Origin of the sequence: Phenylobacterium sp. 58.2.17, assembly GCF_026411515.1 — a bacterium.
Taxonomy (GTDB): Bacteria; Pseudomonadota; Alphaproteobacteria; order Caulobacterales; family Caulobacteraceae; genus Phenylobacterium.
On the sequence record NZ_JAPMTQ010000044.1, the window covers coordinates 20,121 to 33,714 of the forward strand.

Consider the following 13,594-nt stretch of genomic DNA (forward strand, 5'->3'; position numbering starts at 1 on the left):
GCCACCTCCCCCAAAAGGGGAGGATCTAACGATCACTGCAGCCCCAACGCCGTCTTCACCGCGCGCCAGTCGACCAGCTTGAAGTTCTGGCGGGCGCGCGGGCCGGTGGTCTCGCCGTCGGTGTCGGCGTCGTCCTGCACCACGATCAGGCCCTCGGGGAAGGCGCCGACCGGTCCGCCCAGCGCGGCGATCCCGTCGGTGCCGGTGACCGCGTCGACGCCATTGCCCGGAACCACTGAGAAGCGGCCGGCATAGGCCGGCTCATTCCCGTCCACCCGCCAGACCGCGAAGGCGCTGTCGCCCTGGCTGGAGGCCAGCAGATAGGTCGCCGCGCCCTCGCGCAGCAGGGTCAGGCCCTCGACGTCCGGCTTGAGGACGTCGCTGGGCGCAGGCGCGAAATGTGCCCGGGCCCCGCCGCTGGCCGGGTCGAGGCCGTAGCGCCAGATGCCCTTGGCCTCCTCGGCGACGTAGAGCACGCCGGCTGCGTCGTCGACGACGCAGCCTTCGGCCTGGGAGCCGACCGCAAAGCTGCGGGTCAGCGTCACCGCCGGCTTGCCGCCCTGCGCGCTGACCGTGAACTGGGCGACGTCGCCGTCCTTGCCGACCATCACCGCGACCGTCTCGCCGCCGATCCTGCCCATGCAGAAACCGTAGGGCTCGCTGACCTTGACCGGCGTGCGGCCCCAGGGCGTCACCGCCAGGCTGTCGGGATCGAGCAGGTAGAAGGCGATCGTCCCGAGGCGGTCGCTGGCCCCGACCAGCACCTGGGCCTTGCCGTTCACGGTGAAGCCGTCGCGCAGGTCGACATTGTTCAGCGGCCCCTCGGCCAGGAACTGACGGTCCTTGCCGGCCAGGTCGTAGACATAGAGCCCGGCCTTCTTGTCGGTGCCGAAGATCACGCCGCGCGAGGGATCGCGCGGGTCAGTCCAGATTTCCGGATCGTCGGCCGCGTCGCGCGCGGTGGTGCCGACCGCTGCGGTCTCGCCCGCCGCGAGCACCGGGGTCCCGGTTCCCAGGATCATGCCGGCGGAGTCGGAGACGCTTTCCGGGTCGATGGCGGCGCATCCCATAGCAAGGGATGAAATTGCGACGATTGTCACAAAACTGAAAATATTCTGCTTATAAACCGTCACTGGCCCCGCTCCGCGTGCAAGATATATCCCCTGCGCTGCAAATCATGCTGCGTGGGGTGAGGTCAACCGCCCCGCTTGTCGGGGGACCCCATGACGCGACTTTCACTGCTCGCCTGCGCGGCGATGGCGCCGCTTGCGCTGGCCACGCCTGCGCTGGCCGACGACGCGGCCGACGCGACGCCGGTTTCGGAACTGATCGTCACCGGCGAGATCGCCTTCCGCGACCGCACCGAGACAGTGGCGCCGGCCCTGTCCTATGGCCTTGAGTACTTCCAGCGGTTCGAGCCGCTGACCGCCGGCGACGCCATGAAGCGCGTGCCCAGCGTCGCCTTCCTGTCCGACGTGCTGGAGAGCGACGGCGCGCGGCTGCGCGGCCTGGACCCCGGCTATACCCAGATCCTGATCAACGGCGAGCGGGTGCCCGGCGCCGGCCTTGACCGTTCGTTCTTCGTCGACCGCATCCCGGCCGAGCTGATCGAGCGCATCGAGGTCGTGCGCTCGGCGAGCGCCAACCGCAGCGGCGACGCCGTGGCCGGCGCCCTGAACATCGTGCTGCGCGACAGCCAGACCCTGGACGGCGGCTATCTGCGCGCCGGCGCCATTCTGCTCAACGACGGGCGCGTGCGCGAGACCCTCGGCGGCGTCTGGTCCGGTCAGGCCGGACCTGGCCGGCTGCTGGTCGGCGCCAGCATCCAGGGACGCCGCAATCCCAAGGAGAAGACGAGCTGGCGCTATGACGAGCCGGGCGGCGTCCTCGACAACATCGAGGTGCAATCCGACAACCGCAACGGCACGGACTACACCTTCAACGCCGCCTACGAGGTTCAGGTCGGCGGCGGTGACCTGGAGCTATCGGGTCTGTTCGTGCGCACCGACCGGCTCGCCGACGAGGACTCCTGGGAGTACCAGGACGGCAATATCCGCAATCAGGACCTCTCGGTCACCAACGACAACAACGTCGACATCACCACCGACAACTGGTCGCTGAACGGCAAGTTCACCCGCGAGATGTTCGGCGGCAAGACCCGCTTCAAGGCCGGCTACGCGGTCTTCGACGACCAGCAGGACGAGATCGAGGAGGAATACGAATACCTCCGCGACTCCAACCCGTTCCCGGAAGACGACCGCTTCACCGGCGACCTCACCCACTCGCGGCTAAAGGACAAGGAACTGTCGCTGGCGATCGAGCACGAGCGCGAGCTCGGCTTCGCCACCCTCGAGTTCGGCGTGCAGTTCGTCGACAAGAACCGCGACACCGACATCACCACCGACCGCAACCGGGTGACGATCCCCAATCCGCCGGCCGCGCGGCCGACCCTGCCGGGCATCTACGGTCCGTTCCTGCCGGTTCCGGGCGGGGTCAACAAGATCGAGGAGACGCGGGTCGATCCCTACCTGATGTTCTCCGGCGGCCAGGACGCGCTGAAGTGGGAAGCGGGCCTGCGCTACGAGACCACCAGCAGCAAGATCACCGACGAGACCGCGCCGGCCGCCGACCGCACGGTGGACAAGGACTACCAGTTCCTGCTGCCCTCGGCGCACCTGCGCTACAGCCTCTCGGAAGACGACCGGATCAACGCGTCGGTGGCGCGCACCGTCCGCCGCCCCGGCTTTGGCCAGATCTCGCCGGCGGTGCTGCTGGCCGAGATGGGCGACAACGACTTCGTCGGCAATCCGGACCTGAAGCCGGAAACCGCCTGGGGCCTGGACCTCGGCTATGAACGCCGGCTGGGCGCCCGCGGCGTCGCCGGGGTCAACCTGTTCTACCGCAAGGTCTCGGACCTGATCGAGGTGGCCAACACCGGCGTCGAGGGCAGCGAAGGCGAGGACACCTTCCTGCTCACCGCCCGCAACGCCGGCGACGGCTCGGTCTGGGGCGTCGAACTCGACCTCTCGACCCCGCTGACCATGTTCGGAATGGAGCACACCGGGGTGTTCCTCAACTACTCCTGGCTGGACAGCGATATCGACGACGCGTTCGGCTCGCGCCGGTTCAACGACCAGTCGAAGTACGTGTTCAATGTCGGCTTCATCCAGGACCTGCCGGACTGGGGCGCGGCGTTCGGCGCCACCTACCGCAAGCAGGGCGACGCCTTCGGCCGCATCGTCGGCGAGGAAGTCACCACCAGCTACGGCGCCGACCTGGAAGTGTTCGTCGAAAAGCGCTTCGGCCAGAACTTCGTGCTGCGCCTGACCGGCTCGAACCTGCTCGACGCCAAGAAGGAAGAGACCTTCAACAAGTTCAACACCCTCGACGACCAGCTGAACCGCGACTTCGACGAGTACGAGGTGGAGAGCGAGAAGGCCGGCCCGGTGTTCCAGCTGGTCGGGCGCTACGCGTTTTAGAGGGCCAAGTCATTCCCTCTCCCCGCTTGCGGGGAGAGGGTAGGGTTAGCGGCGCTTTGCCGAAGTCAGCAGCCCCCCTCACCCCAACCCTCTCCCCCAAGGGGGCGAGGGAGCTTCTGGCGCGATGCTCCCTCAGCGGGGAAGCGCATCAATCCATCAGCTTCTGGGCCAGGTAGACATAGTGCCGGGCCCAGCGTTGGGCGTTCATCTCCGGGTCGGCGTCGTTGGAATGGCCGCCGAAGGTGTTCTCGAAATAGAGGTAGGGATAGCCGAGCGCCTCAAGCTTCGCCGCGAACTTGCGGGCGTGGCCGGGGTGCACCCGGTCGTCGCGCGTGTTCGTGGTGACGTAGGGCTCGGGGTACTCCTGGCCGGGCTTGAGGTTCAGGTAGCCGTCGTACTTGGCGATGAAGGCGTGGTCTTCGGGCGCGTCCGGATTCCCGTACTCGCCGACCCACGAAGCCCCGGCCGAGAGCTTGTGGTAGCGCAGCATGTCGACCAGCGGGCTCTCGACCACCACCGCGTTCCAGAGTTCCGGATGCTGGGTCATGGAGACCGTGGTCAGCACGCCGCCGTTGGAGCGGCCGTAGATGCCCAGCCGGCGCGGCGAGGTGATCTTGCGCGCCTCCAGGTCGCGGGCGACCGCGGCGAAGTCGTCGAAGGCCAGCTGGCGCTTCTCGCGCAGCGCCGCCTGGTGCCAGGCCGGGCCGAACTCGCCGCCGCCGCGGATGTTGGCGATGACGTAGGCGCCGCCGCGCTCCAGCCAGATCTTGCCCATCTCCGGGATGTAGACCGGCGGTTTGGCGACCTCGAAGCCGCCGTAGCCGTACATGATGGTCGGGATCGACCCGTCCAGCCTGGCGGCCTTCGGGCGGACCACAAAGTAGGGGATCTTGGTCCCGTCGGTCGAGGTCGCCCAGAACTGGTCGACCTGGTCCTTGCCGGCGTCGAAGCGGGCCGGCAGCGATTTCAACTTCTGCACCTGGCCGGTGGCGCCGTCGGCGAGCCATAGGCTGGAGGGCGTGAGGAAGCCCTCGGCCCCGACGAACAGCTGGTCGTCCTTGCCCGAGGTCGAAACGATCGACAGTGTCTCGCCCTTGGGCAGGGCCAGGCGGCGGGCGGTCCACTCGCCGTTTTTCAGGTCGTAGACGTCGACCGCGCCCTTGACGTCCTCCAGCAGCTCGACGGCCAGCAGGCCCTTGGTGGCGGTGACGGTCTGGATCGCCTGGCGCGGGCCGGGCTGGAAGACGAGCGTCGGCCTGGCGTTCAGGGCCTTGGGGTCGTAGGCGATCAGCGCGCCGCTGCCGAAGCCGTTCCACGCCTCCTGCAGGGTGAAGATCATCCGGCCGTCGACATAGGCCTGGAACTGCGCCTTCTTCGGCAGCGTGACCGGGGTCAGCTTGCCGTCGACATAAAGCGAGTAAGCGGATTCGAAGAAGGTGAGGCCGCGCTGGATCAGCACGCCTTCGGCCTTGCCGCCCTCGCCGCGCAGCACGCTGGCGTTGGCCCAGACGTCGGATTTCTGGCCGCGGAAGATCTCGACCGCCTCGCCCGAACGCTTGAGGATCTTGACCACATTGGCGTAGCCCGAGGCGGTGACCTCGCCCGGGGTCCATTCGCGCCAGGCGACCAGGGTGTCGCGGTCGATCCACTCGGCGTCCTGCTTGCCCTCCGGCGAGCGGAAGCCGCCGGCGACGAAGGTCTTGGAGACGGTGTCGAACTCACGCAGCTCGACCGCGTCGCCGCCGCCGTTCGACAGCCGCACCAGGCAGCGGGTCTGGTCCGGCTTCAGGCAGGTCGCACCCTTCCAGAACCAGTTGCGGCCCTCGTCCTTGGCCAGCTTGTCGATGTCCAGCACCACGTCCCAGGCCGGGGCGGGGCTGCGGTACGAGGCCAGGGTCGTTTGACGCCAGACCCCGTGGGTGTTTGTCGCGTCCTGCCAGAAGTTGTCGACCCCGCCGGCCCGGAAGTCGGGCTTCGCGATGCGGTCGGTGGCGGTGAGGATCGCCCGGCCTTCGGCCAGGAAGGCCCCGTAGCGGGCGTCGCCCTCCAGCCGGGCCAGGGTCTTGGCGTTCTGGGTCTCGACCCAGGCCATCGCGCGCGGGCTGTCGATGTCTTCGAGCCAGATGAACGGGTCGGCGGGCTGGGCGAACGCGGCGGCTGGCGCGGTGGCGAGGAAAGCGCCCAAAAGCGCTGCTGTAACAAGCTTCATGGCCGTTACGCTTAGCGGGGCAGGCTGGGCTTGTCGCGTGCAAGGTGATCGCGGCTCGCCTATATAGCCCCGGCCATGAGCCGTCCGTTCCTGAAGATGAACGGGCTCGGCAACGACTTCGTCGTGGTCGAAGCCCGCACCGCCCCCTTCGCGCCCACTGCGGCGGAGGTGCGCGCGATCGCCGACCGCCAGGCCGGGGTCGGCTGCGATCAGCTGGTTTCTATAGAGCCGTCGGAAAAAGCTGACGCTCGCGTGCGGTTCTGGAACGCCGACGGCGACGAGGTCGGGGCCTGCGGCAACGCCAGCCGCTGCGTCGGCTGGCTGCTGATGGAGGCGTCGGGCCGCGACCAGGCGGTGATCGAGACGCAAGGCGGCCTGCTGACCGCGACCCGCGCCGGCGACAAGATCGTCAGCGTCGACATGGGCGAGCCGGGCCTCGACTGGCGACAGATTCCGCTGGAGGAGGAGATGGACACCCGCGGCATAGAGCTGCAGGTCGGCCCCATCGACGATCCGATCCTGCACACGCCCGGCTGCGTCTCGATGGGCAATCCGCACGTGGTGTTCTTCGTGCCGGACGCCGAGACCGCGCCGGTGGTGCAGGTCGGCCCGATGATCGAGCATCACCGGCTGTTCCCGGAAGGCGTCAATGTCGGCTTCGCCCAGATCGTCGCCCGCGACCGCATCCGGCTGAAGGTGTGGGAACGCGGCGCGGGCCTGACCAAGGCTTGCGGCACCGGCGCCTGCGCGGCGCTGGTGGCCTCCTATCGGCGCGGACTCGTGGATCGCAAGGCGACCCTGGTGCTGGACGGCGGCGAGCTGGTCATCGAGTGGCGCGAGAGCGACGGCCATGTGATCATGACCGGCCCCGCCCAGGTGGATTTCACCGGAACCCTGCCGTGAGCGCCGAGCACGACATCGCCGAAAACTTCGAGCTGACGCCGCACGTGGCGCCGGCCGATGCGACCGGCGTCGACATCGTCACCTTCGGCTGCCGCCTGAACGCCTATGAGAGCGAGGTCATCCGCGCGCGGGCGGCGCAGGACGGGCTTTCGAACGCCATCGTCTTCAACACCTGCGCGGTGACCAATGAGGCCGTGCGCCAGGCGCGCCAGGCGATCCGCAAGGCGCGGCGCGAGAACCCCGACGCCAAGCTGATCGTCACCGGCTGCGCGGCCCAGATCGATCCGGCCGCCTTCGCCGCGATGGCCGAGGTCGACCTGGTGCTCGGCAACGCCGAGAAGTCGCAGGCCGGCGCCTATGCCGACCGGGTCCCCGAGGGCAAGGTCCGCGTCAACGACATCATGAGCGTGCGCGAGACCGCCGGTCACCTGATCGATGGACTGAAGGATCGCGCCCGGGCCTATGTCGAGGTCCAGAACGGCTGCGACCACCGCTGCACCTTCTGCATCATCCCGTATGGCCGCGGAAACTCGCGTTCGGCCCCGGCCGGCGAGGTGGTCGAGCAGGTCCGCAAGCTGGCCGCCCAGGGCTATCAGGAAGTGGTGCTGACCGGGGTCGACGTGACCAGCTGGGGCGCCGACCTGCCGGGCCAGCCGACGCTCGGCCAGCTGGTCGCCCGGATCCTGAAGCTGGTCCCAGGCCTGCCGCGGCTGCGGCTGTCGTCGATCGACGCGGCCGAGATCGACCCGGACCTGATGCGGGTGCTGGCCGAGGACCGCCGGCTGATGCCCTATCTGCACCTGTCGCTGCAGGCCGGCGACGACATGATCCTCAAGCGCATGAAGCGCCGTCACAGCCGGGCCGACGCTCTGAAGCTGGTGGCCGGCGTGCGCGCGGTGCGCCCCGACGTCGCCTTCGGCGCCGACCTGATCGCCGGCTTCCCGACCGAAACCGACGAAATGTTCGAGAACACCCTGGCGCTGGTCGAGGCGGCCGAGCTGTCGTTCCTGCACGTCTTCCCGTTCAGCCCGCGTCCCGGCACGCCCGCCGCGCGGATGCCGCAGCTGCAGCGGCCGGTGATCAAGGCGCGCGCGGCCCGCCTGCGCGCGGCCGGCGAGGCGGCGCTGGTCCGCCACCTGGACCGCCAGGTCGGCCGCACCCTGATGGGTCTGGTCGAACGCGAGGGCGTGGCCCGGGCCGAGGACTTCACCGAGATCGCCTTCACCGGCGCGGCCGCGATCGGCGGCGTCGCGCCGATGCGGGTCACCGGCCACGACGGGACGCGGGCGATCGCCGCCGTTCTCTGAGATCGCGCGATCCTCGATCGCTGCGGGAACTACTCCGCCTTGCCCCGTCCGGGAAAGGCCGGCAGGGTCCAGCCCCAACGGATCGCCCCGGCGCGCACGGCGAAGGCGGCGGCGAAGCCCGCGGCGCCAGGCCAGAGGCCGCGGACCCCAAGCACGTAGAGCACGACGAACAGGCTCGCCCCGGCCAGGGCGCAGGTCACATAGATCTCCCGCCGCAGGAGCACCGAGGGTTCGTGGGCCAGAACGTCGCGGACGATGCCGCCGAAGCAGGCGGTCATCACGCCCATCAGCACGGCCGAGAACGGCGGCACGCCCAGCGCCAGGGCCTTGGCCGCCCCGACCACGCTGTAGGCGGCCATGCCGAGCGCATCGAGCCACAGCAGCACCCGCATCCGCCCGGGGCCCGTCCCGAAAACCCAGACCGCCGCCGCCGCGGCGATGCAGACCATGATGTAGCTCGGCCGCTGCACCCAGAAGACCGGGGCCTCGATCAAGAGGTCGCGCATGGTCCCGCCGCCGACGCCGGTCACCGCGGCGAAGAAGGCGAAGGTGACGATGTCATGCTTGCGCTGGGCGGCCGCCAACGCCCCGGTGGCGCCGAACACGGCGACGGCGGCGTAGTCGAACCAGACAAAGGCGGCGGCGAGGGCGTCCATGCCTGCATCCTCTATCGCGCAACCGTTTGACGGGCTAGAAGCGGCCCATGACCGAACCGAAGAAGGGCTGGTTCCAACGTCTCACCGCCGGGCTGTCGCGCTCGTCGAAGCAGATGACGGAACAGGTGGTCTCCACCTTCACCAAGCAGCCGCTGGACCAAGCCAAGCTCGACGAGCTGGAAGAAATGCTGATCGAGGCCGATCTCGGCCCGCATTCGGCTGCGCGCATCACCCAGCGCTTTTCCGACGAGAAGTTCGGTAAGAGCGTCGACGAGCGCGAGATCAAGGAAGCCCTGGCCGAGGCCATCGGCGCCGAGCTCGAGAGCCGCGAGGGCGAGTTCACGCCGCTGTCGGGGCCGCGCCCCTATGTGGTGATGTTCATCGGCGTCAACGGCTCGGGCAAGACCACCACCCTGGGCAAGATCGCCGCCGACTTGACCTCGCGCGGGGCCAAGGTGCTGGTGGTGGCCGGCGACACGTTCCGCGCCGCCGCCGTCGAGCAGCTGAAGATCTGGGCCGAGCGCTCGGGCGCCGACTTCATGTCGCGTCCGACCGGTTCGGACGCCGCGGGCCTGGCCTTCGACGCGGTCGAGCGCGCCAAGGCGCAGGGCTACGACGTGGTGCTGATCGACACCGCCGGCCGCCTGCAGAACAAGCAGGGCCTGATGGACGAGCTCCTGAAGGTCATCCGGGTGGTCAAGAAGGTCGAGCCCGAGGCCCCGCACGAGACCCTGCTGGTGCTCGACGCCACGGTCGGCCGCAACGCGCTGGCCCAGGAAAACATCTTCGGCAACCAGATCGGGGTGTCGGGCATCGTCATGACCAAGCTGGACGGCACCGCCCGCGGCGGGGTGCTGGTGCCGGTGGCCCAGGCCTCCGACAGCCCCATCAAGCTCATCGGCGTGGGCGAGGGGATCGACGATCTCCAGCCGTTCAAGGCCCGCGCCTTCGCCCGCACCCTGGTTGGACTCGACGAGGCATGAAGCTCTCTCCCGCCGCTCGCAAGTGGGTCCGCGGCGTCGTCGACTACGGCGGCCTGGTCGCGTTCCTGATCGGCTTCTTCCTCAACCGCGGCGGCGGCATGACCTCGCAGGAGGCCCTGGTCCAGGCGACCTGGTGGCTGGTCGGCGGGTCGGCCCTGGGCCTGGTCGTCGGCCTGGCCTTCGAGAAGCGCATCGCCCCGTTCCCGCTGATCGCCGGCGGCGCGGCCCTGGTGTTCGGCGGCCTGACCCTGTTCTTCCACGACGTCCGCTTCGTGAAGCTGAAGCCGACGGTGATGAACAGCCTGTTCGGCGTGGCGCTGCTGGGCGGGCTGATCCTGCGCAAGAACCCGCTGAAGCTGCTGCTGGGCGATGCGGTGAAGATGCCGGACGAAGGCTGGCGCAAGCTGACCCTCAACTACGGCCTGTTCTTCCTGGCCCTGGCGGGGCTGAACGAGATCGTCTGGCGCACCCAGCCCGACGACATCTGGGTGGTGTTCCGCTTCCCTGGCCTGCTGATCCTCACCGTGCTGTTCGGCTTCGCCCAGGTGCCGTTGATGATGAAGTACGCCAAGACCGACGAGCCGCCGCCGCCCCACGTCGAATAGCGCGCCCGCGCCCCCTGGCGCCGGCGCCGACCACTGACCATGTGTCGTCAAATCGACACCGTAGGCCGGTAGCGTCCAGGCGTGTCGACAGGCGGGGGTGGAACCGGATGGCCAAGTCGAAGTCCCAGGACAAGAAGAAGGGCCTGCCGGCCCTGGAGAAGTCGCCCAGCCATCTGCTGCATAGGGCGCTGCAACTGGCTCTCGACATCTATGCCGACGAGCAGGGCGAGGGCGGCGTCACCCAGCGACAATACGCGGTGCTGGCGGCGGTGGAGGCCTATGAGGGCCTGACCCAGACCGATCTGGTGCGCACGACGGGCATCGACCGCTCGACCCTGGCCGACATGGTCGCGCGGATGATCGTCAAGGGCCTGCTGGAACGCCAACGCTCGACCGCCGACGCCCGCGCCAACGCCGTCAGCCTGACGCCGGCCGGCCGCGTGGCCCTGGCCGAAGCCAAGCCGAAGATGGCGGCGGCGGATGCGCGGCTGCTGCGGCTGCTGTCGAGCGCCAAGCGCGAGGCTTTGACCGCCGGGTTGCGAGAGTTGATCCGCGCCGGCGACGAGGCCGCCGCTGGGCCGGTGCCCCTGACGGTCAAGAAGCCGAAGGCGGACAAGGCCGAGAAGCCGAAGAAGGCCAAGGCGGACAAGGCCGACAAGGCCAAGAAGAAGAAGCTCAAGAAGGCGGCCTGAGGGCCGCCGTCCGCTCATCCCGGCTAAGGGTGTGGGCCGCTAGACCCGAATATCCAGGATCGAACCCGGGCGCAGGATCTTCTGCGGCGGGTCGGCGGGCAGCGAGGCGGGCATGCGCTGGGCCGGCGCCGCCTGGGCCTGGGGCTGCGCCTGAACCTGCGGCTGGGCGGCCGGGCGACCCGTGGCCGCCGCGAAGAACGCCTGCTGGGCGCTGCTGCGCGCCGGGGCTTGAGCCTGCGGCTGCTGGGTCGGGAAGATCGGCGGGCGGATCGTGCTCACGGGGCGGCGCAACTATGGTTAACGGAACCTTGGCGAGGTTTCGTTGCGCCGCCTCAAGGATTGGTTAACGCGGCGCCTTGGCCAGCAGCTCGCGCGCCTTTTCCGGGGTCAGCGGCCCGGTGTGCTTGGCCAGGATCTGGCCGCCGGGGCCGACCAGGTAGGTCTCCGGCACGCCGGTGACGCCGAGGTCGATGCCGGCCCGGCCGTCACGGTCCACCAGGCGCTCGGCATAGGGGTCGCCAAGCCGGCCGATGAAGGCCTTGGTGTTCTCCGGCGCGTCCTTGTAGGCGACGCCGACGATGCGCACGCCCTGCTTCTTCAGGTCGACCAGCACCGGATGCTCGATCTCGCAAGGGGCGCACCAGGAGGCAAAGATGTTGACCAGCACGGGCGCGGGCTGGGCGGCGTCGTGCAGCCGAACCGGCCGGCCGGTGTCGAGCGTCGGCAGGGTCAGCTCGGGCAGGGGCTTGCCGACCAGGGCGTCGGGCTTCACCTGCGGGTCGCGCTTGAGCGAATAGAGGCCGAACAGCAGGCCGAGCGCCAGCAGCGCGGCCAGCGGCAGGAAGGCGAGGGTGCGGTTCACTGGCCGTCCTGCTCGGCGCGGCGACGCCAGATGCGCGACTGGCGCAGGGTGAAGACGATCATCCCGAGGAAGACCAGGGCGGTCAGGCCATAGGCCGGCCACACGAACAGCGCGTACTTGCCGGCGTCGAGGTCGAGCATCGGGTTATCCTCTCGCCGCGCGCAGGGCCGCGGCCTCGGCCCGGCGGCGCCAGACCTGGGCGCGGATGCCGACCAGCCACAGCGAGCCGAAGGCCGACATGTAGGCCAGGCCCATCAGCAGCAGCGGCCAGAGATAGTCGTTGGTCATCGCCGGGCCCTCGGCGCGGAACACCGAAGCCCCCTGGTGCAAGGTGTTCCACCAGTCGACCGAGAACTTGACCACCGGCAGGTTCACCGCCCCGACCAGGGCCAGGATCGCGCAGGCGCGGGCGGCCTTGGTCTCGTCGTCCAGCGAGGCGCGCAGGGCCATGTAGGCGAGGTAGACCAGGAACAGCACCAGCACCGAGGTCATCCGCGCGTCCCACTGCCACCAGGTGCCCCACATGGGACGGCCCCACAGCGAGCCGGTGAACAGCGCCATGAAGGTGAAGGCCGCGCCCAGCGGGGCGGCGGCGCGCGCGGCGGCGTCGGCCAGGGCGTGGCGGAACACCAGCGCCAGGAAGCTCGCGACCGCCAGGCAGGCGTAGACGAACATGCTCATCCACGAGGCCGGCACATGGATGAACATCAGCCGGACGGTGTCGCCCTGCTGGTAGTCCTCCGGAGCGGTGAAGCCGAGCCACAGGCCCGCCAGCGCCAGGACAAGCGCGATCGCGCCGAACATCGGGGCGGCCCAGCGGGAAAAGGCCATGAACCGCTCGGGATTCGACAGAAAGGCCGGCGCCGGGATCATGCCTGCGGCTTAGCCTCGGGCGATCCCTGCTGCAAGCGGCGCGTGCGCAGCGCCTGGCCGCGGGGCGACAGCCGGTAGCCGACCTCGAGGCTTTCAGTCAGGCCGAGCGCCTTGAGCTTGCGCACGTCCATCTTGAAGGCGAGCGTCTCGCGGCCGAGCCGGGCGGCGAGGTCGGGCGCTCGTACCCCCGGATTGGCGGCGATCAGCTCGAGCACCACGGCGGTCCAGGGGCCGCGGGCGTCGAGCCGGGCCAGCCGGGTCTCGATCTCGTCGAGGGCGGCGCTCGAGACGTCGAGCCGCAGGGCCCGGCGCGGGTCCTCGCCGATCAGTCGGAAGGCGATGCGGTGGATCGGCGCCTCGCCCTCGAGGGCGGCCAGCGCCGCGGCGGCGTCGGCGTAGCCGGCCCGGATCGCGTCGGCGTCGCTGATCGTTTCGGGGGCGACGACGGCGATCGCGTCAATGGCCAGCACCCCGACCGGCGTGGTCAGGGTCCCGCCGGCCTTGACGGTCGGCTTGCGCCACCGGCGGAAGGCCAGGTCGACCTTGCCTTCCGCGATGGCCGCCAGGACGGGCGCCTTGAACAGCATCGCCCGCCCTGTTTAGCACGGAAGCGTGCTAGCCGCCCTGCGGTCCATGGCCGCCGTGACGTCCGCCCATCCCCTTGCCGGGGCCGCGCGGGGCCAGGGTGTCGAAGGCCTTCTGCTGGGCCGGGCTCAGCTGAGCGTAGAATTTCTTGGTCGCCGCCGCGCGCTGGTCGAAGCGGGCGAGCCGCTCGGTCATCCGCGCCCGCTGGGCGTCGAGCCGCTGGGGCGTGGTCATCCCGGCCATGGCGGCGCGGTCGCCGGGAGCCGGGCGCGCGGCTGGCTGGCTGGCGGCGAGGAACGCCTTCAGCGCCGGCTCCTGGTCAGGCCGCAGCTGCAGCGCCGCGCGCAGATGGTCGCCGCGGCGCGCGGCCATGGCTTGCGGATCGGGGCTGTCTCTTATACACATCTGACGCTGCCGACGAACCGGAAGGTGTGTAGATC

At 69.7% G+C, this 13,594-nt stretch carries 15 protein-coding genes; 6 read left to right on the forward strand and 9 right to left on the reverse strand.

Annotated features, from left to right (window positions below):
• Window positions 1-32: 32 nt before the first annotated feature.
• A complete protein-coding gene (locus tag OUA97_RS19560) occupies window positions 33-1,070 on the reverse strand; it encodes a phytase (RefSeq protein WP_267233710.1) in 1,038 nt (345 codons plus the stop codon).
• A 153-nt stretch (window positions 1,071-1,223) separates the two neighbouring features.
• Here OUA97_RS19560 and OUA97_RS19565 point away from each other — a divergent pair, with 153 nt between their 5' ends.
• On the forward strand, window positions 1,224-3,479 hold the full coding sequence (locus OUA97_RS19565; protein ID WP_267233711.1) for a TonB-dependent receptor plug domain-containing protein: 2,256 nt from the start codon (window positions 1,224-1,226) through the stop codon (window positions 3,477-3,479).
• Window positions 3,480-3,627: 148 nt separating this feature from the next.
• Here the strand turns inward: OUA97_RS19565 and OUA97_RS19570 are convergent, their stop codons facing one another.
• Window positions 3,628-5,688, reverse strand: coding sequence for a prolyl oligopeptidase family serine peptidase (locus OUA97_RS19570; protein WP_267233712.1), 2,061 nt, complete (start codon window positions 5,686-5,688; stop codon window positions 3,628-3,630).
• A gap of 75 nt (window positions 5,689-5,763) precedes the next feature.
• Here OUA97_RS19570 and dapF point away from each other — a divergent pair, with 75 nt between their 5' ends.
• Together dapF and mtaB are read left to right on the forward strand one after the other, a co-directional pair.
• Window positions 5,764-6,591 (forward strand): diaminopimelate epimerase, encoded by an 828-nt coding sequence (gene dapF, locus OUA97_RS19575; RefSeq protein WP_267233713.1) that lies wholly within the window; start codon window positions 5,764-5,766, stop codon window positions 6,589-6,591.
• Window positions 6,592-6,605: 14 nt separating this feature from the next.
• A complete protein-coding gene (gene mtaB, locus OUA97_RS19580; protein WP_323691020.1) occupies window positions 6,606-7,898 on the forward strand; it encodes a tRNA (N(6)-L-threonylcarbamoyladenosine(37)-C(2))-methylthiotransferase MtaB in 1,293 nt (430 codons plus the stop codon).
• A 29-nt stretch (window positions 7,899-7,927) separates the two neighbouring features.
• Here mtaB and OUA97_RS19585 read toward each other — a convergent pair whose 3' ends face one another.
• The gene (locus OUA97_RS19585; protein WP_267233714.1) at window positions 7,928-8,554 is read right to left on the reverse strand and encodes a trimeric intracellular cation channel family protein; all 627 of its coding nucleotides are present in this window, start codon (window positions 8,552-8,554) and stop codon (window positions 7,928-7,930) included.
• Window positions 8,555-8,601: 47 nt separating this feature from the next.
• Between OUA97_RS19585 and ftsY the strand changes: the two genes are divergently transcribed.
• The 3 genes from ftsY to OUA97_RS19600 all read left to right on the forward strand — a co-directional run bounded on the left by ftsY (window position 8,602) and on the right by OUA97_RS19600 (window position 10,834).
• Window positions 8,602-9,537 (forward strand): signal recognition particle-docking protein FtsY, encoded by a 936-nt coding sequence (gene ftsY, locus OUA97_RS19590; RefSeq protein ID WP_267233715.1) that lies wholly within the window; start codon window positions 8,602-8,604, stop codon window positions 9,535-9,537.
• On the forward strand, window positions 9,534-10,142 hold the full coding sequence (locus OUA97_RS19595; RefSeq protein ID WP_267233716.1) for an inner membrane-spanning protein YciB: 609 nt from the start codon (window positions 9,534-9,536) through the stop codon (window positions 10,140-10,142). The genes ftsY and OUA97_RS19595 overlap by 4 nt, the downstream gene beginning before the upstream one ends.
• 107 nt (window positions 10,143-10,249) lie before the next feature.
• Entirely contained in the window at window positions 10,250-10,834 is a 585-nt protein-coding gene (locus OUA97_RS19600; RefSeq protein ID WP_267233717.1) for a MarR family winged helix-turn-helix transcriptional regulator, read from the forward strand.
• A 39-nt stretch (window positions 10,835-10,873) separates the two neighbouring features.
• Here OUA97_RS19600 and OUA97_RS19605 read toward each other — a convergent pair whose 3' ends face one another.
• The 6 genes from OUA97_RS19605 to OUA97_RS19630 all read right to left on the reverse strand — a co-directional run.
• On the reverse strand, window positions 10,874-11,113 hold the full coding sequence (locus OUA97_RS19605) for a hypothetical protein (protein ID WP_267233718.1): 240 nt from the start codon (window positions 11,111-11,113) through the stop codon (window positions 10,874-10,876).
• 64 nt (window positions 11,114-11,177) lie between these two features.
• Complete coding sequence (locus OUA97_RS19610) at window positions 11,178-11,696, reverse strand: DsbE family thiol:disulfide interchange protein (RefSeq protein WP_267233719.1); 519 nt, start codon at window positions 11,694-11,696, stop codon at window positions 11,178-11,180.
• The gene (gene ccmD, locus OUA97_RS19615) at window positions 11,693-11,836 is read right to left on the reverse strand and encodes a heme exporter protein CcmD (RefSeq protein ID WP_267233720.1); all 144 of its coding nucleotides are present in this window, start codon (window positions 11,834-11,836) and stop codon (window positions 11,693-11,695) included. The genes OUA97_RS19610 and ccmD overlap by 4 nt, the downstream gene beginning before the upstream one ends.
• A gap of 4 nt (window positions 11,837-11,840) precedes the next feature.
• Complete coding sequence (gene ccmC / locus OUA97_RS19620; protein WP_267233721.1) at window positions 11,841-12,527, reverse strand: heme ABC transporter permease CcmC; 687 nt, start codon at window positions 12,525-12,527, stop codon at window positions 11,841-11,843.
• A 38-nt stretch (window positions 12,528-12,565) separates the two neighbouring features.
• Window positions 12,566-13,156: a hypothetical protein gene (locus OUA97_RS19625; protein ID WP_267233722.1), complete on the reverse strand. Its 591-nt coding sequence runs from the start codon at window positions 13,154-13,156 to the stop codon at window positions 12,566-12,568.
• A 28-nt stretch (window positions 13,157-13,184) separates the two neighbouring features.
• A partial coding sequence (locus OUA97_RS19630) for a Spy/CpxP family protein refolding chaperone (protein ID WP_267233723.1) occupies window positions 13,185-13,594 on the reverse strand: 410 nt, incomplete at its 5' end.